Genomic DNA, 24630 nt, shown 5'->3' with positions numbered 1-24630 from the left:
CACCCCAACAATAGGAGGCGACCTCATAAATGACTCATCTTATCAAGGAAAAGAAACTTCAAATTGCTAAACGTTATTTAAACGAAATGATTAGTTATCGTGAACTAGCGAATCAGGTGGGCGTAGATCATTCCACTCTCCGTTACTGGGTGCTGCTCGTTCGTTACCATGGGGATCAGGCTTTTTCCTTTCCCTATACAAACTATCCTTCTGCCTTTAAAATGAGGGTAATTCAATTTATCACGGAAAAGAATTACTCCATTCGAGAGGCATCCGCGATTTTCCATCTCCCTGATCCATCTATGCTTCGCAAGTGGAAGAAAACGTGGGAGACAGCTGGAGTAGATGCCCTTGAACCAAAAGAAAAGGGGCTTTCTATTATGACATCTAATCAGAGGAAAAATAAGGACAAGAGTAACGCTCAGAATCCATCGGTAGAAGAGCTGATAGAAGAATTGGAATACCTTCGTATGGAGAACGCGTATTTAAAAAAGCTGAAAGCCTTAGTTCAAGAGGAACAATCACCAGCCAAATTAAAGCGAAAGTAATATATGAACTAAGGAACGCCTTCCCGGTGATTAAAATGATCAACATAGCCAAGATGCCTAGAAGCACATACTACAGCTTCCTAAAAAAGTGGAATCAACCAGATCCTGATCGCAAATGGAAAAGAAGAATTACATTCATTTACCGCAAACACTCAGGTCGGTTTGGATATCGCCGTATTACGGACGTTCTTCAGGAAAAAGGATATCAGATCAACAAAAAGAAAGTACTTCGAATTATGAGAGACCTAGGACTTAAATGCATGGTGCGTATGAAAAAGTATAGATCGTATAAAGGGGAAGTTGGAGAAGCAGCTCCAAACATCCTTAACCGTGACTTCCGTGCCCAGAAACCGAACCAAAAGTGGGTGACGGACATTACAGAATTTAAAGTGTTTGGAGAGAAGCTTTATCTTTCTCCCATTTTAGATCTATTTAATAGCGAGGTCATCACCTATACACTCCAATCAAGACCGACGTTTGATTTGGTCGATACGATGTTGGCCCAAGGACTAAAACATGTAAATGAAGGCGATGATCTCTTACTACATTCCGATCAGGGATGGCACTATCGAATGGCCAAATACCGAAGGACGCTGAAAGAACATAAGATTACACAAAGCATGTCGAGAAAAGGAAACTGTCTTGATAATTCTGTCATGGAAAACTTTTTTGGGATCTTAAAATCAGAATTTCTTTATTTACAAGAGTTTGAAAGTATCGAGCATTTTAAAGACGAGTTAGAAAAATACATCTATTACTACAACCACTTGAGAATAAAATCAAGATTGAATCGGAAAAGTCCAGTAGCTTATCGGGTTAGTACCGAAGAAGTAGCTGCTTAAATATAAGTGTCCAACTTTATGGGTCCAGTGCACAAGCCTGCGGGGTCTCACCCTTTCCTCTACTTCCCGCAGGAGTCGAGTGTCCTCCGCTCCATTTCACTCATATTCAAAAAATATATCAGAGTAACAAAAAACCAAATGATTAGACATGTTTCCCCCTAATCACTCGGTCTCTTTGGATTAAATAATATGTCCCAGCCTGTTTATAGAAAGTATTATTAAAGGCGGCATTTATTTATAGCTTCTGCTCAGTTATTTTTACAGTGCTTGTTTGTTTGTCATACGTTTTGGAGTCAAATGGCTGGTTTCGTTTTACTTGTTTTAAGGTTGCGACGATGAGGAAGCTGACTATGACGAGCAGAAGCCATGAGCTGACCTTTCCTAGGTGTACAAGACTCCAGGCCTCTGTCTGGTTTGGGTATTGCCAGGCTCCAAAGAAGGTAGCAATATTTTCTGCAATCCATATAAAAAATCCGATTAAAATAAATGAAAAGACAAGCGGCATACGATAAAGAGATCCATTCACTTCGTATGTAACCGAAGATTTCCAAAAGACGATGATAACGAGAGCAGATAGCCACCAGCGGATATCAACCCAAAAATGATGTGTAAAAAAGTTCAAGTAAATGGCAGAAGCAAGAGGTACAACAGCTAAAAATGGCGGCCACTTCACTAGGTTAACATTCAGTCTTCTCCATGCCTGACAAAGATAACTGGCTACACTGGCATACATAAATCCGCTGTATAATGGTACTCCCAATATTTTAAAAAATCCTTCTTCTGGATAGGACCAAGACCCCATATGCACTTTAAAGAGTTCCAAAGCCAGCCCAATAATATGAAATAAGGTGATTACCTTCAGCTCATCACGCGTTTCAAGTCTGGAGCGCACCATCCACCATTGCATGAAAAGGCAGATGAGCAGCAGCCAGTCATATCGATACAAAAAAGGAAGCTGAACAAACTGTGTCAATGCTAATGAGGCAAAAATCACAACAGGAAAAAGACAAGATAATGCCTGTTCCCAGCCAAAATTCGTCAGCTGTTTTAGTGCCCTCATAGATTTACACCTCCATTTTTATAGCTTCATACATGCTCTAATTTTCATTTTGATCTTTTTCATCTCTTTTATATTCTAAAATATCTCCAGGCTGGCATTCTAAAGCCTGGCATATAGCTTCTAATGTTGAAAAGCGAATCGCCTTTGCCTTTCCATTTTTTAAAATTGAAAGGTTTGCCATCGTTATTCCAACACGCTCCGAAAGTTCCGTTACGCTCATTTTTCTCTTTGCCAGCATGACATCAATATTAATTATAATTGCCATTATGTTCACCTCAGACCGTTAAATCATTTTCTGATTTTATATCGATTGCTTCTTGAAGCAATTTTTGCAGTACTGCCGCAAAGACAGCAATGACCATTGATGCAAAAGGCACGAGCAATCCGACAAAGATGACACCTGGAGCATCATCCATTTCCGCAAACAGATAAAATAGCGGAAGTGCGAGAATATGCAAGCTGCTGATGATGATGGCACAATATTTGATCTTCTTTAATGCCTCTACAGAAATTTGTGAGAAAGCTTTGTTGCTGTCGATAAAGCGCAATAAGTTAAATGCCTGATATAAGGCAAAATAAAAAGGGATGGCTGAACCCCAAAAAATCATATAAACCATATATCGGATCGCAGGAAAATCAGGAAGCAATTCTGCTGCAACCTTTCCTAACTGGGGCACTAAGAAAATGCATAGTGCAAGAATTGGTATCCCAATAAAAATCACAGCGATTTTCAAGAAAAGCGTTGATACTTGTTTCATAAATACACCTCACTTTTATTATTACTTTTTCAATTTACCATGCAATTTATCGTTTTTCAATAAATATTTATTATTTATTATGTTGTTTTTATTGAAAAATAAACCAAAAAAACATCTTTTTTTAAAAATACACATAAAAAAAAGACCAAATTTCATTGGTCTCGAGATTATCTATAATAAGTTTGAATAGGTAAGATTCTTAAATAAGATCATTTCTTTTTCGGAATTTTAATGGTAATTTGATAAAACTCGTCAAATTCTTCTTCTTCTGAGTTTAAATTGATTCCGCTATCCTCTACCATTGACAGCGATTGACGGATCGTATTAACTGCGATTCGCATATCTTTGCTGAATGCTTTTCTTTTTGGCTTTGGCTTTACCTGTTTCTGCTCAAGCATTTTGACAACTCGGTCTTCTGTCTGCTTAACATTAAAATTTTTATCAATAATCTCCTGAAGAAGGAGAACCTGCTTTTCCGGATCTTTTAAAGGAATCAGTGAACGGGCATGCCGCTCCGTTATTTCTTTATTTAAGACAGCTTCCTGAACTTGCTCAGGCAGCTTTAATAAACGCAGTTTATTTGCTACAGTTGATTGTCCTTTTCCTAAACGCTGTGCAAGTGCTTCTTGTGTCAAATTATGCAGCTCTAATAGCTTCCCGTAAGCAACCGCTTCTTCAATCGGAGAAAGCTCCTCGCGCTGTAAATTTTCTATAAGTGCAACTGAAGCTGTTTCTGTATCGCTTAAGTTTCTTACGATGGCAGGCACTTCGGTCCACTCTAATTTTTTCATGGCACGCCATCTGCGTTCCCCAGCAATGATCTCGAACTGATCATCCGCATACTCACGAATAACAATAGGCTGAATGATGCCATGGATATGAATGGTACGCGCAAGCTCTTCTATTTTTTCATCGTCAAATACCGTTCTTGGCTGAAAACGGTTAGGCACAATTTTATCTATCGGTATTTTTTTCACTTCATCGTGGTCAGAAACTACATCTATTTCAAGCTTATTTTCTGTTTCCACTTCTTCTCCCTTTTCGCCTAGGCCAAAAAAGCGTGAGAAAGAATTTTTCATCACCCTGCACCACCTTTACGAAACTCCCTATTACATATTCTCTAGTGATATGACAAATCCTGCATGATAAATATAACATGTTTTGTACATTAGATGTCTTTCATTCTGAAAAATACGCCAATATTCTATTGTTATTCAATTGGTGTTTTATTTGGTGTACCAGGCTTTCTTGGGTATTTTTTCGGTGTTTGTTTTTCTTTTTCAATGATTAAAATATTTCGTTCACTTTCCTCTTGAGGCAATGTAAAGGTATGGCATTCTTTTAAGCGGCCGCCAAGAGTTGCGATTGCCTTCTTTCCAGCATCGATCTCTTCCTTTGCACTAGCACCCTTCATTGCAACAAAAGTCCCGCCCTGTTTTACAAGCGGCAGACATAGTTCACTTAGCACAGATAACCGTGCTACAGCGCGTGCAGTAACAACATCATATGACTGTCTATGGTTTGGGTTTTGTCCAAAGGTTTCCGCCCGATCATGAATAAAGCGGACATTTGTCAGGTTAAGCTCCTTGGCTAAATGCTCTAGAAATCCAATTCTTTTGTTGAGTGAATCTACAATTGTTATATGTAAATGCGGGAAAGCAATTTTTATAGGAATGCTTGGAAAACCAGCACCTGCCCCTACATCACAAAGATGCAGCGGTTCGTTAAAATCATAATAAAAGGCTGCGGAAATGGAATCGTAGAAATGTTTTAAATAAACCTCTTCCTTATCCGTAATTGCTGTTAAATTCATTTTCTCATTCCACTCAACCAGAGTAGAATAATAAATTTCATATTGTCTGATTTGCTCAGACGAAAGGGAGATCCCTTTCGCCGCAAGCATTTCAGTAAATTCGGTCGTGTTCATCGGTCAATCCTTTCTCGCTACTAGCAGATTAGTCGTTTGCTATTTTTGCAATTCTGCCTTGCTCCAAATAAACAAGTAAGATGGAGATATCCGCCGGATTGACGCCGGAAATTCTTGATGCCTGTGCAATCGAAAGCGGCCGAACTTCTTTTAATTTCTGTCTCGCCTCAGAAGCTAAACCATGAATGGCTTCATAATCAATGTTCTCAGGGATTTTCTTATTTTCCATCTTTTTCAGCCGATCTACTTGCTGAAGAGATTTTTCAATATAACCTTCATATTTAATTTGGATTTCTACCTGCTCGGTCACATCTGCATCAAGCTGTACATCTGCAGGCACAAGCTGATTGATATGGCTGTAGTTCATTTCAGGACGCTTTAGCAGGTCAGCCCCGCGGATACCATCCTTAAGCTCACTGCCGCCAAGTGATTGAATCAGCTCCTGAACTTGTGCTGTTGGTCTGATCATCACTGTTTTAAGACGTTCTTTTTCTGTTTCTACTGCTTGCTTTTTCGCTGTGAAACGAGCAAAACGATCTTCTTTAATTAATCCAACCTTATGACCTAGTTCAGTTAAGCGCAGATCCGCATTATCATGGCGCAGCAGCAGACGATATTCTGCACGTGAAGTCAATAGACGGTAAGGTTCATTTGTCCCTTTTGTCACAAGATCATCAATTAGTACACCAATATAAGCATCAGAACGGCTTAATATCACTTCTTCTTTGCCAATTGCATTTAAACCGGCGTTCATTCCTGCCATTAACCCTTGGCCAGCCGCTTCTTCATAACCCGATGTACCGTTAATTTGACCGGCCGTATATAAGTTTTTAATCTTCTTCGTTTCAAGTGTCGGCCATAGCTGTGTCGGTACAATGGAATCATATTCAATTGCATAGCCGGGACGCATCATCTGTACATTTTCAAGACCTGGGATGGTCTTAAGGATTTTATGCTGAACATCCTCAGGCAAGCTTGTTGATAATCCCTGCACATAAACCTCTTGAGTGTTTCTGCCCTCAGGCTCTAGGAAGATTTGATGGCGCGGCTTGTCGTTAAATCGGACTACCTTGTCTTCAATTGAAGGACAATAGCGCGGGCCCGTTCCTTTAATCATGCCTGAATACATCGGTGAACGATGCAGATTGTCATCAATGATCATATGTGTCTGTTCATTTGTATAAGTCAGCCAGCATGGAAGCTGATCTGTAATATATTTTGTTGTTTCAAAAGAAAAAGCACGAGGTACGTCATCACCTGGCTGTATTTCAGTTTTGCTGTAATCAATCGAGTTGCTGTTTACCCGAGGCGGTGTCCCCGTCTTAAAACGAACAAGATCGAAGCCAAGTTCCTGCAAGTGCTCTGAAAGTTTAATGGATGGCTGCTGATTGTTCGGTCCGCTTGAATATTTCAGTTCTCCTAAAATAATCTCGCCGCGCAGGAAGGTTCCTGTCGTAATAACAACTGATTTTGCCTGATAAATAGCACCCGTTTGTGTGATGACACCTTTACATACGCCATCCTCAACGATTAAACGCTCAACCATTCCTTGAATTAGCGTCAGGTTCTCTTCGTTTTCCATCGTTTTTTTCATTTCATGCTGATAGGTAAATTTATCTGCCTGTGCTCTTAATGCCCGAACGGCCGGACCTTTACCTGTATTTAACATCCGCATCTGGATATGGGTTTTGTCGATATTTCTTCCCATCTCTCCACCTAATGCATCAATCTCTCTAACAACGATTCCTTTAGCGGGTCCACCAACCGATGGATTACACGGCATAAAGGCAACCATATCTAAATTGATTGTAACCATCAGCGTTTTAGCACCTAAACGTGCTGAAGCCAACCCAGCTTCAACACCTGCATGCCCAGCACCAATGACAATTACATCATAATTCCCTGCCTCATACGGCATGTTCTTACCTCCTATTTAGAAAAGCGCAAGCGCCTTGCTCAGCCCCGACAATGGATCACTGGCTAGGTGCTGCTGCTAGACAAAGTTCTTAATTCTTATCTTTATTATGTTTCCTATTTTCCTAAGCAGAATTGAGAGAAGAGCTGATCGATCAAGCTTTCATGAACGCTGTCTCCAATGATTTCCCCAAGCAGCTCCCATGTTCTTGTCAGGTCAATTTGAACAATATCAATTGGTGTACCCATTTCAACACCTTGTATGGCCTCATTAATGGTGTTGAGTGCCTGATTTAATAATGCAATATGGCGTGTATTTGAAACATACGTCATATCGCCTGCTTCAATCGAGCCGCTGAAAAATAAACTGGCAATCGCTTCTTCTAATTCATCCACGCCCTGCTCTGCCAATAAAGAAGTCGTCACAAGTTTATGATTTCCTGCTAATGTTCGAACCTTGTCCATATCAACTTTTGCTGGCAAGTCCGTTTTATTAACAATCACAATCACATCCATGCCTTCGACAGCTTTGAAAAGATTCTCATCTTCCACACTGAGTTCATCTGAGTAATTCAAGACAAGCAGAAGTAAATCAGCTTCCTTTAAAACCTGTCTCGATTTTTCTACTCCGATTCGTTCTACAATATCCTCAGTTTCTCTAATGCCTGCTGTATCGAGCAGCCTCAATGGAACTCCCCGCACATTAACATATTCCTCAATGACATCACGGGTAGTACCAGGAATATCTGTAACAATCGCCTTGTTTTCGTGTACGAGACTATTTAGCAGGGAGGATTTACCGACATTCGGACGGCCAACGATCACTGTTGATAGGCCTTCTCTAAGAATTTTGCCCTGCTGTGAAGTTCTCAGCAGTTTTTCAATTTCCTTTTTAACAATCGCGGATTTTTCAAGCAGCATTTGATGGGTCATTTCTTCGACATCATCGTATTCCGGGTAATCAATATTGACTTCGACATGGGCCAGAATTTCTAAGATTTCTTGTCTTAACCCTCTAATCAGCTTCGATAATCTGCCTTCCATTTGTCCTAAGGCAACATTCATCGCTCTATCCGTTTTTGCGCGGATAAGATCCATAACTGCTTCAGCTTGCGACAAGTCAATCCGCCCATTTAAGAAAGCTCTTTTGGTAAATTCCCCAGGCTCCGCTAAACGGGCACCATGGTTAAGAAGCAGCTGAAGAACACGGTTGACAGATACAAGTCCGCCGTGGCAATTAATCTCAACTACGTCCTCTTTTGTAAATGTCTTTGGCCCCTTCATAACAGAGACCATCACTTCTTCGGCAACTTGTCCTGTGCCGGGATCGATGATATTGCCATAATGGATCGTGTGCGTGGGAACTTCCTTAACCTTTTTCCCGGATACACCCTTAAATAGTACATCTGCAATTTCAAAGGCCTGCGGACCGCTCAATCTGACAATCGCGATGGCGCCTTCCCCCATTGGCGTCGAAATAGCTGCAATTGTATCGAATTCCATCATTTTGTTCACCTCTCTTTATTCCTAAACTATCTATAAGATCAAATGAAATTTTATTTCCCAAAAGTTCAGCATATCATATCCATATCTATTAGAAAAGCAAACAAATTCAATTGTCCACAGAGCTACAGCTTATACACCGTCATTTTATCCACAAATCGTCTTTTTGATATGCTCTATTTTAACTTATCCACATGTGAATAACAATAAAACGGAAATAGAATTAACAATTCCAATCATCCACAGAAATGGTTGCACGAAAAAATAGAACGCTCGTTATCAAGTGAAAGAACTAAAGCTTTATTTTCACGCAAAAAAACCTCAATCCATAAAGATTGAGGTCTGCTTTTTATCTCGTTTTAAATGGTTCAATGACAATATGACGATGCGGATCATTGCCATCTGAGTAGGTTTTAATCTTTCTATTGCCCGCCAGTGCCGAATGTATCACCTTGCGTTCATAAGAAGGCATTGGCTCCAGTGCAATTTTTTGACCAGTATGAACAGCTTTAGAAGCAAGTCTTTCAGCCAGCTGTATCAATGTATCATTTCGACGCTTGCGGTAATCCTCTGCATCAAGCAAGACATTAAAATACTGATTAGAATATCGATTGATCACTAATTGTGTCAGATATTGCAGTGAATTAATGGTTTGTCCTCTTTTACCGATCAAGATGGCAATTTTATCTCCAGATAATATAAATTGGACATTTTTTCCGTCTTGTTTCACTTCTACTTCGATCAGCGCGCCCATTTTTTCACCTATATCCAATAAGAACTTTTTTGCCTCTTCTATTGGATCTGGCTTCTTAACAGCTTTCACAACTGCTGGCCGGGAACCGAAAATTCCAAATATCCCCTTCTTGCCTTCATCAATGATCGTAATATCTATGCGGTCTTTCGTTGTGTTTAGTTGAGCTAGTGCTGAGTTTACTGCTTCCGTGACGGATTGTCCTGTAGCAGTTATTTCGTTCACTTTTTCGCTCCTCCTGCATTTCCGGATACTGCTGCTTTCTTCAAATCCGGACCTTTAATGAAATATGTTTGGATAATCATGAAGATATTTCCGACTACCCAGTATAATGAAAGTGCTGCTGGGAAGTTAATCGCAAAAATAACAATCATGATTGGCATTAGCCAAAGCATCATATTCATTTGAACAGCCATTTGCGGTGTATGCTGTGTACCAGCCATCATCATCTTTTGCTGAATGAATGTTGTACAGCCTGCAATTAACGGCAGGAGATAAATAGGATCTGGTGCACCTAGGTCAAACCATAAGAAATTATGGTTTGCAATTTCTCTTGTTCGGGAAATTGCATGGTAGAAGCCTATTAAAATCGGCATCTGAATAAAGAGCGGCATACATCCAGCTAATGGGTTTACACCATGAGTCTGGAATAAAGCCATTGTTTCCTGCTGAAGCTTTTGCTGTGTTTTTTGATCTTTTGAACTATATTTTTCACGCAGCTTCTGCATTTCCGGCTGTAGAGCCTGCATCGCTTTAGAGCTTCTTGTTTGCTTAATCATTAATGGCAAAATCAATAAACGGATGAGGATTGTAACAATAATAATAGACAATCCATAGCTTCCTCCAGCGAATTCAGCAACTTTTACAATAAAAAGAGAAAGCGGATAAACAATGTATTCATTCCAGAATCCTTCACTATCAGATGTAATCGGTTCATTAAATTCTGTACAGCCTGATAATAGTACTGTTACAAGAATTAAACCAATTATTAACGGTATTCTTTTCTTCAAGCGTTTTTTCCTCCTTAATGCCAAGTACATAGTTATTTTTTCTATCTCAAGCCTGTCCAACCAGGGCAAAAAGTTCGCCTTCCACAAGAATATGCGTAAATTCTGACCCTAATTCTATCTTAGATAAAATTTAACTTCCTCATTTACACTTTCTTATCTTTGAACAACTGGCCATATGTATTGTATTTTAACATCTTTTACAATATAAGTCTTACTATATTAAAAGAGAAATCCTGAACTATTCTTTTTTTGCATTATTACCATTGTAGCTTCGATCCAAAACTCTCGATAGCTTTAAAACATGGATTAGACTTTTTTTCACTTCATGGAAATCCATTTCAGCAACAGGCTTTCTGGCAATGATAATATAATCGATATCATTTTTCAGTTCGCCGTCTAATTCGTGAAAAACTTGGCGTATATAACGTTTAATTTGATTTCGTTTTACCGCGTTGCCGAGCTTTTTACTGACTGACAAACCAATGCGAAAATGCTCCTGGCTGCTTTTATTTAGGGAATAAACGACAAATTGCCGATTTGCAAATGACTTGCCCTTTTTAAAGGCATTCTGAAATTCTTTATTCTTCTTTACTCTAAACTCTTTTTTCATGTCATTTACACCTTCTTCATGCAAAGCTCAGCTACCTCTCTACCTCTATTCTCTTTATCTCCATAAAAGCAGAGAACGATAACGAAGCATATTGATCCAGATTTTGATGATCACAGCAATGATCACTGGTTCTAGTATAGCCATTCCTTTAATGATATATATTTTGAACTTCATTTATATTTACATTTTGATTTATCCTGAAATTTTCAGGATAGTAGAAAAAAGACCACTGACGTTTCAGTGGCCTAAGCAGATAATACTTTTCTTCCTTTACGGCGGCGACGAGCTAAGACGTTACGTCCGTTCGAGCTGCTCATACGGCTGCGGAATCCGTGAACTTTACTTCTTTTACGCTTATTTGGTTGAAAAGTTCTTTTCATTATATGACACCTCCCTGAGGAATAGCTGTTTAAGACAGTCTTTCTAATTATATAGATGACACCCCTAGGATGTCAACTCCACATTCAGCTTGTAAAATACATACCTTAGAATTTTAACCTTTTTTTCCCGAAATGTCATCTGCAAATTTTTTCTTTTTTTTCTTTTGGTCATCTGGAGCCGCGATCTGAGCTTTTTTGTGAATAAAATTCAGCAGTTAAGACATCCTCTTACTAGACACCATTAAGACTGTTCTCCAATTAGCAAGCCAAGATTACGGTTAATACTTCAGAATTAATGCTGATGGTTGAAATCCCCCTTTTATTAAAAGAAGAACAGATCATATTGATAAGACATTGGATCGCTTTTTTCGCATGTTGATATTTGTACATATTTCTTTGCACTGAAACATGCTCCTTACACAATTAGTCTATTGAACAAAAAACATGCATTTAGTGTTCATTTTTGTTTGTGGATGAATTTTCGACAATTTTTATGTTATCCACACCACATATAGACAGGTTTTTCACAAAAACACTACCTGTGGACAATGTTTGTACACATGATCTGAACCTTGTGGATAACAGTTTAAAAAACATTGCAACGTCTATTATTATCTGTTATCATATTTGTGTTTTCACACTTAATAACACACTGTGAATATCTTCTTTATCCACAGATTGTGGATAACATGTGGACAGGTTATCCAAGCCCATTGTAAAACTTTGTCCACAGGCAGTGGATACTGTCGAAATTCCACTATACTTCCTTATTATATATTTTTCCACATACACAGTTTCGTATATTTATAAATTTATAGGTTAGAAGCACTAATAGCCTGCCATTTTGTGCACGAAACGAACGGCAAAGGAGGGAAAACATTGGAGAATATTGAGGATCTTTGGAATCAAGCGTTGTCTAATATTGAAAAGAAAATCAGCAAGCCAAGCTTTGATACATGGCTAAAGTCTACGAAAGCACATTCTCTTCAAGGAGACACGCTCGTTATAAAAGCTCCTAATGAATTTGCCCGTGATTGGCTGGAAGAGCGCTATTCCCAGTTAATATCCGGTATTTTATATGATTTGACTGGTGAGGAGCTGGGAGTTAAGTTCATCATCCCTCAAAATCAGAATGAAGAAGAGGATGATCTGCCAGTACCGGCCAAAAAAAGAATTACCGAAGACGAACAGCCAGAACCGCTTTTTAATATGTTAAATACCAAAAATACATTTGATACATTTGTTATTGGGTCAGGAAATCGTTTTGCGCATGCGGCATCTCTTGCTGTGGCAGAAGCTCCTGCTAAAGCATATAATCCTTTATTTATTTACGGGGGCGTTGGGTTAGGTAAAACCCACTTAATGCATGCCATTGGCCATTATGTACTCGATCATAATCCGAAGGCAAAAGTCGTGTATCTATCTTCTGAAAAATTCACAAATGAGTTTATTAATTCAATTCGTGATAATAAAGCCATCGATTTTCGCAATAAATATCGAAAAGTAGATGTTTTGCTTATAGATGATATTCAGTTTCTTGCTGGAAAAGAATCGACTCAAGAGGAATTTTTCCATACTTTTAATACCTTACATGAAGAAAGTAAACAAATTGTCATCTCAAGTGACCGGCCTCCTAAGGAGATTCCAACACTGGAGGACAGGCTGCGTTCAAGATTTGAATGGGGTCTTATAACGGATATTACACCTCCTGATCTTGAAACAAGAATTGCTATTTTACGCAAAAAGGCTAAAGCAGAAGGGCTCGATATTCCTAACGAAGTCATGCTTTATATCGCCAATCAGATTGACTCCAATATTCGTGAACTTGAGGGTGCACTTATACGTGTTGTTGCTTATTCATCACTTATTAATAAAGACATTAATGCAGACTTAGCGGCAGAAGCATTAAAGGATATTATTCCAAGCTCAAAGCCAAAAGTTATAACTATACATGAAATCCAGCGAATTGTTGGAGAATATTTTAATGTGAAATTAGAAGACTTTGCTGCGAAAAAACGGACAAAGTCAGTGGCATTTCCACGCCAGATTGCCATGTATCTTTCTAGAGAGCTGACTGATTTTTCTCTGCCTAAAATTGGTGAAGAATTTGGAGGCCGCGATCATACGACCGTAATCCATGCTCATGAAAAAATTTCTAAAATGCTGCAGACAGATGCTCAATTTCAGAAGCAGCTTAAAGAAATAAATGACATGCTAAAAGTATAAATTGGCTCTCAGCCAAAGCAGCCATTTTTTCAATGCTTGCTGTTTATTCTGAGAACAGATTAGATTCTCTTCCTGGACTGCTTCCTTTCTTTTAAGCCAGAAAGAGTACAATAATTGTGCATAACTCTGCATTCATTACTCACAGTCTGTCCACATGTGGATAGGCTGTATTTCCTTTCAAAAATGCAGTTATCCACATACTAACAGGCCCTACTAGTACTTCTAAAAAATCTTTTAAATAAATATATATATGCATTAGCTTGCTAAATATGCTTAAAAACGGAGGGAATCTCAAATGAAATTTATCATCCAGCGTGATCGTCTTGTTCAAAGTGTGCAAGATGTAATGAAAGCTGTCCCAAGCAGAACGACGATCCCCATTTTGACGGGAATTAAACTTGTAGCAAATGAAGAAGGAGTAGCATTAACAGGCAGTGATTCTGATATTTCCATTGAATCATTTATTCCAGCTCAGGAGAATGATCAGGAAGTCGTTGAAATTATTCAGCCTGGAGCTATTGTTCTTCAAGCAAAGTTCTTCAGTGAGATTGTTAAGAAATTACCGACAGATTTAGTAGAGATCCGCGTTGAAAATCATTTGCAGACAGTCATTCGTTCCGGTAATTCCGAATTTAACTTAAATGGGCTTGATGCAGAAGAATATCCTCATCTTCCACAAATTGAGGAAGAAAATATATTTAAAATACCGACAGACCTTTTAAAAGCAATGATCAGACAAACAGTCTTTGCAGTGTCCACCTCAGAAACACGCCCTATCTTGACAGGTGTAAACTGGAAGGTTGAAGATGGGGAATTAATCTGTATTGCAACAGATAGTCACAGGCTCGCTTTAAGAAAAGCAAGAATCGAAACCATTGCGGATGATTCTTATAATGTGGTGATTCCTGGTAAAAGTTTAAATGAATTGAGTAAAATTCTTGATGACCAAAATGAACCGGTGGAAATCGTCATTACAGAAAATCAGGTATTATTTAAAGCAGAGAACCTACTATTCTTCTCTAGATTGCTTGAAGGAAACTACCCTGATACTTCAAGACTGATTCCAACTGACAGCAAAACAGAAGTAGTCGTTCAAACGAAGGAGTTTTTACAGGCTATTGATCGTGCCTCCCTTCTGGCTAGAGAGGGAAGAAACAACGTTGTTAAATTTTCAATCATTGAAAATAATGTTGTGGAGATTTCCTCCAATACGCCTGAGATCGGAAACGTAGTAGAAGAAGTGCAGAGTTCATCCATTGAAGGAGAGGATCTAAAGATATCTTTTAGTGCTAAATTCATGATGGATGCTTTAAAAACATTAGAGGGTACGGATATTAATATTAGTTTCACTGGAGCAATGAGGCCGTTTATTATAAAACCGTTAAATGATGATTCAATCCTACAGCTGATCCTTCCTGTAAGAACATATTAAAATAAAAAGCCTTAAGCAGATTGGACTGCCGGTATCATTCCGGCAGTTTTATTTTTTCTTTCAGAAGAGATATGCAGGAGTGTAAAACATGCTTTTCGAATACAAAAGCGGGGGAAATTCTTTTCCAGCTATGAAGAATGGATTATTTGTTTAACTTTTTTTGTGTATCGAGCAATTATTTAGTACAATAAAATATTAGATGCATAATATGATCCTTGTTTATATATTGGGCAGATCATCCATTCAAGTCAGTTCATAAGAAAGAGTGAAAGTATGACGGAAATAAAAATTGATACAGAGTATATTACACTTGGCCAGTTTTTAAAAGCAGCAGACGTCATTCAAACAGGCGGGATGGCCAAATGGTTTCTAAGTGAATACGAAGTTTATATAAACGGAGAACAGGATCAGCGCCGCGGCAGAAAGCTTAGAGCCGGAGATGCCATTGAGATACCTGGTCATGGTTCGTTTGTTGTAACGGATTAATTAAGGATGTAGCCTATGTATATAGAGCAGCTGCAATTAAAAAACTATCGGAATTATGAGCAATTGGAATTAAGTTTTGAAAATAAAGTAAATGTCATTTTAGGGGAAAATGCACAGGGGAAAACCAATGTGATGGAGTCGATTTATGTTTTAGCCATGGCAAAATCACACCGAACCTCAAATGACAAAGATCTTATTCGCTGGGATCAAGAATATGCTAAAATAGAAGGTAAGATTCAGAAAAGCAGCGGTCCGCTTCCCATGCAGCTGGTGATTTCCAAAAAAGGAAAAAAAGCTAAATGCAACCATTTGGAACAGCAGAAATTGAGCCAATATGTCGGAAATATGAATGTAGTTATGTTCGCGCCAGAAGATCTCCATTTAGTAAAAGGGAGCCCTCAAGTAAGGCGTCGTTTTATTGACATGGAAATTGGACAAGTGTCACCAGTCTATTTGCATGCAGTGAGCCAATATCAAAAGGTGCTGCAGCAGCGGAATCATTATCTGAAATTACTGCAGACCCGGAAGCAGACAGATGAAACGATGCTAGAAATCTTAACAGAGCAGTTCATTGCTGCAGCTGTAAAGATCATCAAAAAACGGTATGAATTCCTCCACCTTCTGGAAAAATGGGCAATTCCTATTCATGAAGGCATTTCGAGAGGACTTGAAACACTGCAAATAAAGTACAAACCATCAGCAGACGTATCAGAACAGCAAGACTTGTCGAAAATGATAGAGGTATACGAAGAAAAATTCTTCCAAGTTAAAAAGCGAGAAATAGATCGTGGCATGACCATGTTTGGTCCCCACCGTGATGACCTGCTTTTTTTTGTAAATGATCGTGATGTTCAAACATTCGGATCACAAGGACAGCAGCGGACAACCGCTTTATCTGTCAAACTCGCTGAAATTGAACTTATACATGCTGAAATTGGGGAATATCCGATCCTCCTGCTTGATGATGTTTTATCAGAGCTGGATGACTATCGGCAGTCACATTTATTAAACACCATACAGGGGAAGGTACAAACCTTCGTTACTACAACAAGTGTAGATGGGATCGATCATCAGACATTGAAGGAAGCTGCAGCTTTTAATGTGGAAGCAGGGACGATAAAAATCATTCAATGAGGTGATAGTTTGTACATTCATGTTGGTGAAGATGTGTTAGTTCGTGCCAAGGATATTGTAGCCATAATTGATAAAGAAAGCTCGAGCTCTTCTCCGTACGCAGAAGAGTTTTTGCGCCGTTATGAGAGCGAAGCCGTTAATCTTTCGAAAAGCGGTTTTAAATCGGTTGTGATTACAACCGAAAAAGTATACTTTTCTCCGCTGTCATCCAGTACGTTAAAAAGGCGGTCAGGAAAAATGACTGTAGCGGAATTTTAATTCGATTGGCATTTGTCATTCTTAATATATAGATTTTAAAAAATGAAGTAAGTGATGGAAAGTGTAGGTGATCGATGTGTCAATGGAGCAAGAGGCCATGCAGCAGCAATCATATGATGAGAATCAGATACAAGTTCTCGAAGGTTTAGAGGCTGTAAGAAAACGACCAGGAATGTATATCGGCTCGACCAGTGCGAAGGGTCTTCACCATTTAGTCTGGGAAATAGTTGATAATAGTATTGACGAAGCATTAGCCGGCTTTTGTTCAGAGATAAACGTAATCATCGAAAGTGATAATAGTATAACTGTTATTGATAATGGACGGGGTATTCCTGTTGGTATACATGAAAAAATGGGACGTCCGGCTGTGGAGGTTATTTTAACCGTTCTTCACGCTGGGGGTAAATTTGGCGGCGGAGGATACAAAGTATCAGGCGGATTGCATGGTGTAGGTGCCTCTGTAGTAAATGCCTTATCAACGATGCTTGAAGTGCATGTTCACCGTGACGGCAAAATTCACTACCAAAAATTCCACCGTGGTGTTCCTGCTGAAGATTTAAAGATCATCGGTGAAACAGATCACACCGGTACTGTTATTCATTTTCAGCCTGATAGCGAGATCTTCCAGGAAACATTAGAGTACGATTATGAAACACTTGCAAACAGAATTCGAGAGCTTGCTTTCTTGAATAGAGGATTAAAAATCACGATTGAAGATAAGCGTGTTGAAAATAAAAAGAGTGAATACCTTTATGAGGGCGGAATTAAATCATATGTTGAGCATTTAAACCGTTCAAAAGAGGTATTGCATGAAGAACCGATTTATATTGAAGGTGAACGTGAAGGCATTGCTGTTGAAGTTTCCATGCAGTATAACGATAGCTATACAAGCAATATTTATTCGTTTGCCAACAATATTCACACGTATGAGGGCGGTACGCATGAATCTGGCTTTAAAACAGCGCTGACTAGGGTCATTAATGACTATGCGCGTAAAAATGGTGTGTTTAAAGATAATGATGCCAATCTGTCTGGTGAAGATGTCCGTGAAGGACTTACAGCGATTGTATCCATTAAACATCCCGATCCGCAATTCGAAGGACAAACCAAAACAAAATTGGGGAATTCAGAGGCGCGTGCTGCGACAGATACCATCTTCTCTGAAACGCTAGAGAAATTTTTAATGGAAAACCCATCTGTTGCCCGTAAAATTGTTGAAAAAGGGCTAATGGCTGCCCGAGCCCGTTTAGCTGCTAAAAAAGCAAGAGAGCTTACAAGAAGAAAAAGTGCACTTGAAGTATCCAGTCTGCCGGGGAAATTAGCGGATTGCTCTTCTAAGGATGCCGCTATTTCAGAATTGTATATCGTTGAGGGTGACTCTGCCGGCGGTTCAGCAAAGCAAGGCCGTGACCGTCACTTCCAGGCGATCCTTCCTCTGCGCGGAAAGATTTTAAATGTTGAAAAGGCTAGATTAGACCGTATTTTATCTAATAATGAAGTTCGTGCTATGATCACTGCTGCCGGAACAGGCATTGGCGAAGATTTTGATATTGCCAAGGCAAGATATCATAAGATCGTTATTATGACAGATGCCGACGTGGATGGAGCTCATATCCGCACACTGCTGTTAACATTCTTTTACCGCTATATGAGACAAATTCTTGAAGCTGGCTATATTTATATCGCACAGCCGCCGCTTTATAAAATACAGCAAGGAAAGAAAATTGAATATGCCTACAATGATGCCCAGCTTGATGCGGTCATGAGCAGTTTGCCAAGCGCACCAAAGCCAAATGTACAGCGTTATAAAGGTCTTGGAGAGATGAATCCTGATCAGTTATGGGAAACAACGATGAATCCTGAGACACGCACATTGCTTCAAGTAAGTCTTGAGGATGCTATTGAGGCGGACGAAACGTTTGAAATTCTAATGGGTGATAAAGTAGAACCGCGCCGTAACTTCATTGAAGAAAACGCGCAATACGTTAAAAACTTAGATATATAAAAACGGGATAGAGAAATTCTATCCTGCTTTTACATAGCTGGCATATAAAACAATTAAGGGTCATAGGTCCTTAGTAAAGGGAGGTTCTTTAAATGGCTGAAACGCCAAGGTCCCAAATTAAAGAAAGAAATATTAGCGAGGAAATGCGCGAATCATTCCTTGGTTACGCGATGAGTGTTATCGTTTCGCGTGCATTGCCAGATGTCCGAGACGGGCTTAAACCTGTTCATCGAAGAATATTATATGCTATGCATGACCTCGGAATGCATTCGGACAAGCCTTATAAAAAATCCGCCCGTATTGTCGGGGATGTAATCGGTAAATATCACCCGCATGGTGACTCAGCTGTTTATGAGACAATGGTGCGGATGGCGCAGGACTTTAACTACCGCTATATGCTTGTTGATGGACATGGCAACTTTGGTTCAGTTGATGGCGATTCCGCTGCAGCGATGCGTTATACTGAGGCTCGCATGTCCAAGATTTCAATGGAGCTATTGCGCGATATCAATAAAGATACGATTGATTATCAGGACAACTATGATGGTGAGGAAAAAGAACCGGTTGTGCTTCCTGCCCGTTTTCCTAATCTATTAGTAAATGGTACATCAGGAATTGCCGTAGGGATGGCAACAAATATTCCGCCTCATCAGCTTGGAGAAGTGATTGATGGCGTTTTAGCGATCAGTAAGGATCCTGAGATTTCACTGCCTGAGTTAATGGAAATTATCCCAGGTCCGGATTTTCCAACTGCCGGTCTCATTTTAGGAAGAAGCGGAATCCGTAAAGCATATGAAACTGGCCGCGGATCCATCACACTTCGTGCAAAGGTAGAAATCGAAGAGAAATCAAACGGCAAAGAAGTAATTATTGTTAATGAAATTCCTTATCAAGTAAATAAAGCAAAACTTATCGAAAAAATTGCTGAACTTGTTCGAGATAAAAAGATTGATGGAATTACTGATTTACGAGATGAATCTGACCGTAACGGCATGCGGATTGTGATTGAAGTAAGAAGAGATGCCAATGCAAATGTCCTGTTGAATAATTTGTATAAGCAAACAGCTCTGCAGACAAGCTTCGGGATCAACTTGCTTGCACTTGTTGATGGCCAGCCGAAGGTGCTGAACCTTAAGCAGTGTCTTCAGTATTATTTGGATCATCAGCAAGTCGTCATTCGCCGCAGAACAGAATTCGAATTGCGAAAAGCAGAGGCAAGAGCCCATATTTTAGAAGGTTTAAGAATTGCTCTTGATAATCTGGATGCAGTTATTAGCTTAATTCGCAGCTCACAAACGACAGATATTGCCCGCGAAGGCTTAATGAGAGAATTCAATCTTTCAGAAAAGCAAGCTCAAGCTATCTTAGATATGCGACTGCAGCGTTTAACAGGTTTAGAGCGTGAGAAAATCGAAGAAGAATACGCTAACCTGCTTGCTTTGATCGCTGAATTAAAAGCAATATTAGCTGATGAAGAAAAGGTTCTTGAAATCATCCGTGAAGAATTGCTTGAGATTAAAGATCGCTTTAATGATACACGCCGTACTGAAATTGTATCAGGCGGACTTGAAATGATTGAGGATGAAGACTTAATCCCTCGGGAAAATATTGTCTTAACGTTAACACATAAAGGCTATATTAAGCGTCTTCCTGTTTCTACTTATCGCGCACAAAAACGCGGAGGCAGAGGAATTCAGGGAATGGGTACAAATGAAGATGACTTTGTTGAACATCTCATTACAACCTCTACACATGATACGATTCTATTCTTCACAAACAAAGGAAAAGTATATCGTTCAAAAGGATATGAGATTCCTGAATATAACCGTACAGCTAAAGGAATTCCGATTATCAATCTCCTAGGCATTGAAAAGGATGAATGGATTAATGCCATTATTCCAGTGGAGGATTTTGTAGACGATTGGTTCTTATTCTTTACGACTAAACAGGGAATTTCAAAAAGATCACCGTTGTCTTCTTTTGCCCATATCCGAAATAATGGATTAATTGCATTGAATTTGCGTGAAGATGATGAGCTTATTTCTGTTAAACTTACGGATGGCACAAAAGAAATCATCATTGGTACAAGCAATGGAATGCTGATTCGCTTCCCTGAAGAGGATGTCCGCTCAATGGGCAGAACTGCGACGGGGGTAAAAGGGATTACACTTGGCAAAGATGACACCGTTGTTGGAATGGAAGTCCTGGAAGAAGATACAGAGATTCTAATTGTTACGAAAAAGGGTTACGGAAAACGCACACCGGCCGAGGATTACCGTGTTCAGGGCCGTGGCGGTAAAGGAATTAAGACATGCAATATTACGGAGAAAAACGGAAGCCTCGTATCGATGAAGGCAGTTACCGGTGAAGAAGATCTTATGCTTATTACAACTGGCGGAGTTCTCATCCGGATGGCTGTAGGTGATATTTCGACTATGGGCCGTAACACTCAAGGTGTTAGATTGATCCGTCTTGATGAAAATGTAGATGAGTCTGTATCAACAGTAGCTAAAGTTGAAAAGGACGAAGAAAAATCCGAAGATGAACTGACAAAACCATTAGAAAATAGTGATGATTATATTGAAGATCCTAATGTAGATTCTGCTGAAGATCCTACCGATGATGTCACGGATGATGGTGAAGAGTAATCTAAATGTTGAGAGGAACACAAAAATGTGTTCCTCTTTTTTATGGAAATAAAGTAAACTATTGTTATAACTAATTACCGAGGTGTATAGTGGTGCAAATTAAGATTGAAGATCTCCAAGAAGGCTGTATCTTAACCGAAGATGTGTTTAGTCTATCTAATCGGCCAATCATAAGTAAAAATTCAGTCGTTACAAGGGAAATTATGAATGTATTAGAGGCTTTCCTCATTAAAGAGGTAAATGTAGCCAGTACCCTCGTAAATGGGCTGCCATTCACTCCCCCATTAAATATAAGAGATGAGCTTGCAGCGTTAGAACATATAGATGATGAGAATAAGAACTTGTTTACTCTTTTTCTTCATGCAGCTCAGCAATATGAGAAGGAATTTAAGAGCTGGCAATCCGGTATGCCGGTAGAAATTCAAGCAATTAGGAATATTATGCTGCCACTTATAGAAAAGTTGGATGAAGCGACATCAGCAGATGTTTTTTCACTGTACCATTTGTCTACAGAGGAACATTATATTTATCAGCATGCAGTAGCTGTTGGAACAATTAGTGCATATATAGGCAAGAAACTAAACATGGAAAAAGGAAAAATCATTCAATTGGCTTTAGGTGGCTGTTTGTCAGATTGCGGAATGGCGAAGATTAAGCCCTCCATTTTAAATAAAAAGGGATCTCTCACAGCTGAGGAGTTTGATGAGATTAAAAGGCATTCGATTTATAGCTATAAGATGATACAAAATATCTCCTCTTTAAGTGATTTAACCAAGACTGGAATCATTCAGCATCATGAACGTTTGGATGGCAGCGGCTATCCGCTTGGGGACCGTGATCAGAAAGTGAATGAAGTTGCCAGAATTATTGCAGTTGCAGATGTATTTCATGCTATGACCTCGCAACGGCAATATAGGAGAAAACAATCTCCTTTTAAAGTATTAGAGTTACTTCTCGAGGATAGCTTTGGAAAATATGATATTTCGGCTATTCAAGCAGTTTCAGCAGGAATGATGAATTTTTCAGTTGGCAGTAAAGTTAAGCTATCAGATGGACAAGTAGCTCATGTGCTGTTTAATGAGGAAAAGTCTCCAACAAGACCACTCGTTAAGCTGGATGATTCAGGAGAAATTATTCACTTGGAGCGTCATCGTCAGATATATATAGAGGAAGTTTTATCATAAACCGCCATAGGCGGTTTTTTTACGGAAATAGCACCAATTGGGATTTGCGTTTATAGCTCACCAATAAAATCATTCGACTGACTATCTATTAATTTCTCTGATGCTGCCGTTCTTAGACTAACCCTCTAGGTCTTTCCCTTATCTTTTACAGCAGTTATGGAACAAACTTAAAAAGATTAAATATAATAGGGAAGATCAGCCCCAAAAGGCTTAACTTAGAGGTTTTGCTGGTTAGAATAATCACAACAATGTTTTATAAAAAAAATATAAAAAACCCCTTGCTATATAGGTTTTATGCTGATATAATAATTCAAGTCAGCAAGAAAGACGCATTAAAAAAACGAATTCAAAAAACTTGTTGACATTGAAATGCATACATGATATATTAATAAAGTCGCTTCTGAGCGGCGGAGTTAATAAAATTGCTCTTTGAAAACTGAACGAACAATAAAACGTCAACGTTTTAAAAAAGATTCTTCGGAATCAACAATGTACATTATGTACACAAGAGCTAATCAACTCTTTCTTGGAGAGTTTGATCCTGGCTCAGGACGAACGCTGGCGGCGTGCCTAATACATGCAAGTCGAGCGGACAGATGGGAGCTTGCTCCCTGAAGTCAGCGGCGGACGGGTGAGTAACACGTGGGCAACCTGCCTGTAAGACTGGGATAACTTCGGGAAACCGGAGCTAATACCGGATAATGCTTTTGGACTCATGTCCTTAAGCTGAAAGATGGTTTCGGCTATCACTTACAGATGGGCCCGCGGCGCATTAGCTAGTTGGTGAGGTAACGGCTCACCAAGGCAACGATGCGTAGCCGACCTGAGAGGGTGATCGGCCACACTGGGACTGAGACACGGCCCAGACTCCTACGGGAGGCAGCAGTAGGGAATCTTCCGCAATGGACGAAAGTCTGACGGAGCAACGCCGCGTGAGTGATGAAGGTTTTCGGATCGTAAAACTCTGTTGTTAGGGAAGAACAAGTACCGGAGTAACTGCCGGTACCTTGACGGTACCTAACCAGAAAGCCACGGCTAACTACGTGCCAGCAGCCGCGGTAATACGTAGGTGGCAAGCGTTGTCCGGAATTATTGGGCGTAAAGCGCGCGCAGGCGGTCCTTTAAGTCTGATGTGAAAGCCCACGGCTCAACCGTGGAGGGTCATTGGAAACTGGGGGACTTGAGTGCAGAAGAGGAGAGTGGAATTCCACGTGTAGCGGTGAAATGCGTAGAGATGTGGAGGAACACCAGTGGCGAAGGCGACTCTCTGGTCTGTAACTGACGCTGAGGCGCGAAAGCGTGGGGAGCGAACAGGATTAGATACCCTGGTAGTCCACGCCGTAAACGATGAGTGCTAAGTGTTAGAGGGTTTCCGCCCTTTAGTGCTGCAGCAAACGCATTAAGCACTCCGCCTGGGGAGTACGGCCGCAAGGCTGAAACTCAAAGGAATTGACGGGGGCCCGCACAAGCGGTGGAGCATGTGGTTTAATTCGAAGCAACGCGAAGAACCTTACCAGGTCTTGACATCCTCTGACACTCCTAGAGATAGGACGTTCCCCTTCGGGGGACAGAGTGACAGGTGGTGCATGGTTGTCGTCAGCTCGTGTCGTGAGATGTTGGGTTAAGTCCCGCAACGAGCGCAACCCTTGATCTTAGTTGCCAGCATTCAGTTGGGCACTCTAAGGTGACTGCCGGTGACAAACCGGAGGAAGGTGGGGATGACGTCAAATCATCATGCCCCTTATGACCTGGGCTACACACGTGCTACAATGGATGGTACAAAGGGCTGCAAGACCGCGAGGTTTAGCCAATCCCATAAAACCATTCTCAGTTCGGATTGCAGGCTGCAACTCGCCTGCATGAAGCCGGAATCGCTAGTAATCGCGGATCAGCATGCCGCGGTGAATACGTTCCCGGGCCTTGTACACACCGCCCGTCACACCACGAGAGTTTG

Annotated in this window: 20 protein-coding genes and 1 rRNA gene (1 of these 21 running past the window's edge); 10 read left to right on the top strand and 11 right to left on the bottom strand. The window is 40.0% G+C overall.

What is annotated here, in order from left to right:
• The first annotated feature begins 29 nt into the window (after positions 1–29).
• Positions 30–1390, top strand: a protein-coding gene (locus A6754_RS22230; RefSeq protein ID WP_371806951.1) for an IS3 family transposase whose coding sequence is annotated in 2 segments (ribosomal slippage) — positions 30–495 and positions 495–1390 — 1362 coding nt in all. Because the reading frame shifts where the segments join, the coding sequence is not laid out codon by codon here.
• A gap of 235 nt (positions 1391–1625) precedes the next feature.
• On the opposite strand, the gene A6754_RS01070 is transcribed toward A6754_RS22230, so the two are convergent.
• From A6754_RS01070 to rpmH, 11 genes are all read right to left on the bottom strand, one after another.
• Complete coding sequence (locus tag A6754_RS01070; RefSeq protein ID WP_066441892.1) at positions 1626–2450, bottom strand: DUF817 domain-containing protein; 825 nt, start codon at positions 2448–2450, stop codon at positions 1626–1628.
• Positions 2451–2487: 37 nt separating this feature from the next.
• A complete protein-coding gene (locus A6754_RS01065) occupies positions 2488–2715 on the bottom strand; it encodes a helix-turn-helix domain-containing protein (RefSeq protein ID WP_066441889.1) in 228 nt (75 codons plus the stop codon).
• Positions 2716–2725: 10 nt separating this feature from the next.
• Positions 2726–3208, bottom strand: coding sequence for a DUF2975 domain-containing protein (locus A6754_RS01060; RefSeq protein ID WP_066441887.1), 483 nt, complete (start codon positions 3206–3208; stop codon positions 2726–2728).
• A 209-nt stretch (positions 3209–3417) separates the two neighbouring features.
• Positions 3418–4287 (bottom strand): nucleoid occlusion protein, encoded by an 870-nt coding sequence (gene noc / locus A6754_RS01055; RefSeq protein WP_066441881.1) that lies wholly within the window; start codon positions 4285–4287, stop codon positions 3418–3420.
• A 131-nt stretch (positions 4288–4418) separates the two neighbouring features.
• On the bottom strand, positions 4419–5135 hold the full coding sequence (rsmG, locus tag A6754_RS01050) for a 16S rRNA (guanine(527)-N(7))-methyltransferase RsmG (RefSeq protein ID WP_066441880.1): 717 nt from the start codon (positions 5133–5135) through the stop codon (positions 4419–4421).
• A 28-nt stretch (positions 5136–5163) separates the two neighbouring features.
• Positions 5164–7053, bottom strand: a complete 1890-nt coding sequence (gene mnmG / locus A6754_RS01045) for a tRNA uridine-5-carboxymethylaminomethyl(34) synthesis enzyme MnmG (protein WP_066441879.1) — start codon at positions 7051–7053, stop codon at positions 5164–5166.
• A gap of 113 nt (positions 7054–7166) precedes the next feature.
• Positions 7167–8552 carry a tRNA uridine-5-carboxymethylaminomethyl(34) synthesis GTPase MnmE gene (mnmE, locus tag A6754_RS01040; RefSeq protein ID WP_066441877.1) on the bottom strand — a complete coding sequence of 462 codons (1386 nt, stop codon included), beginning with the start codon at positions 8550–8552 and terminating at the stop codon, positions 7167–7169.
• Between the two features lie 349 nt (positions 8553–8901).
• Positions 8902–9528, bottom strand: coding sequence for an RNA-binding cell elongation regulator Jag/EloR (gene jag, locus A6754_RS01035; RefSeq protein ID WP_066441874.1), 627 nt, complete (start codon positions 9526–9528; stop codon positions 8902–8904).
• Positions 9525–10313 carry a YidC family membrane integrase SpoIIIJ gene (gene spoIIIJ / locus A6754_RS01030; RefSeq protein ID WP_066441872.1) on the bottom strand — a complete coding sequence of 263 codons (789 nt, stop codon included), beginning with the start codon at positions 10311–10313 and terminating at the stop codon, positions 9525–9527. Before spoIIIJ ends, jag begins: the two co-directional genes overlap by 4 nt.
• A gap of 238 nt (positions 10314–10551) precedes the next feature.
• Entirely contained in the window at positions 10552–10923 is a 372-nt protein-coding gene (rnpA, locus tag A6754_RS01025) for a ribonuclease P protein component (RefSeq protein ID WP_066451230.1), read from the bottom strand.
• 245 nt (positions 10924–11168) lie between these two features.
• Positions 11169–11303 (bottom strand): 50S ribosomal protein L34, encoded by a 135-nt coding sequence (gene rpmH, locus A6754_RS01020; protein ID WP_066441866.1) that lies wholly within the window; start codon positions 11301–11303, stop codon positions 11169–11171.
• Positions 11304–12182: 879 nt separating this feature from the next.
• Between rpmH and dnaA the strand changes: the two genes are divergently transcribed.
• From dnaA to A6754_RS00975, 9 genes are all read left to right on the top strand, one after another.
• Entirely contained in the window at positions 12183–13529 is a 1347-nt protein-coding gene (gene dnaA, locus A6754_RS01015) for a chromosomal replication initiator protein DnaA (RefSeq protein ID WP_066441864.1), read from the top strand.
• Between the two features lie 295 nt (positions 13530–13824).
• Entirely contained in the window at positions 13825–14961 is a 1137-nt protein-coding gene (gene dnaN, locus A6754_RS01010) for a DNA polymerase III subunit beta (RefSeq protein ID WP_066441857.1), read from the top strand.
• A gap of 273 nt (positions 14962–15234) precedes the next feature.
• Positions 15235–15447, top strand: coding sequence for a ribosome maturation protein RlbA (gene rlbA / locus A6754_RS01005; protein ID WP_066441853.1), 213 nt, complete (start codon positions 15235–15237; stop codon positions 15445–15447).
• A gap of 15 nt (positions 15448–15462) precedes the next feature.
• Positions 15463–16581, top strand: coding sequence for a DNA replication/repair protein RecF (gene recF / locus A6754_RS01000; protein ID WP_066441850.1), 1119 nt, complete (start codon positions 15463–15465; stop codon positions 16579–16581).
• 9 nt (positions 16582–16590) lie between these two features.
• Entirely contained in the window at positions 16591–16839 is a 249-nt protein-coding gene (gene remB, locus A6754_RS00995; RefSeq protein WP_066441848.1) for an extracellular matrix regulator RemB, read from the top strand.
• A gap of 82 nt (positions 16840–16921) precedes the next feature.
• On the top strand, positions 16922–18844 hold the full coding sequence (gene gyrB / locus A6754_RS00990) for a DNA topoisomerase (ATP-hydrolyzing) subunit B (protein WP_066441846.1): 1923 nt from the start codon (positions 16922–16924) through the stop codon (positions 18842–18844).
• Between the two features lie 92 nt (positions 18845–18936).
• Positions 18937–21492: a DNA gyrase subunit A gene (gene gyrA, locus A6754_RS00985; RefSeq protein ID WP_066441844.1), complete on the top strand. Its 2556-nt coding sequence runs from the start codon at positions 18937–18939 to the stop codon at positions 21490–21492.
• Positions 21493–21584: 92 nt separating this feature from the next.
• Complete coding sequence (locus A6754_RS00980) at positions 21585–22676, top strand: HD-GYP domain-containing protein (protein WP_257297379.1); 1092 nt, start codon at positions 21585–21587, stop codon at positions 22674–22676.
• Between the two features lie 523 nt (positions 22677–23199).
• Positions 23200–24630: ribosomal RNA gene (locus A6754_RS00975) — 16S ribosomal RNA — on the top strand; it runs 119 nt beyond the window's last position.

It is taken from the genome of Cytobacillus gottheilii, assembly GCF_001636345.1.
GTDB classification, from domain to species: domain Bacteria; phylum Bacillota; class Bacilli; order Bacillales; family Cytobacillaceae; genus Cytobacillus; species Cytobacillus gottheilii.
This window is presented reverse-complemented; position numbering and strand designations above follow the sequence as displayed.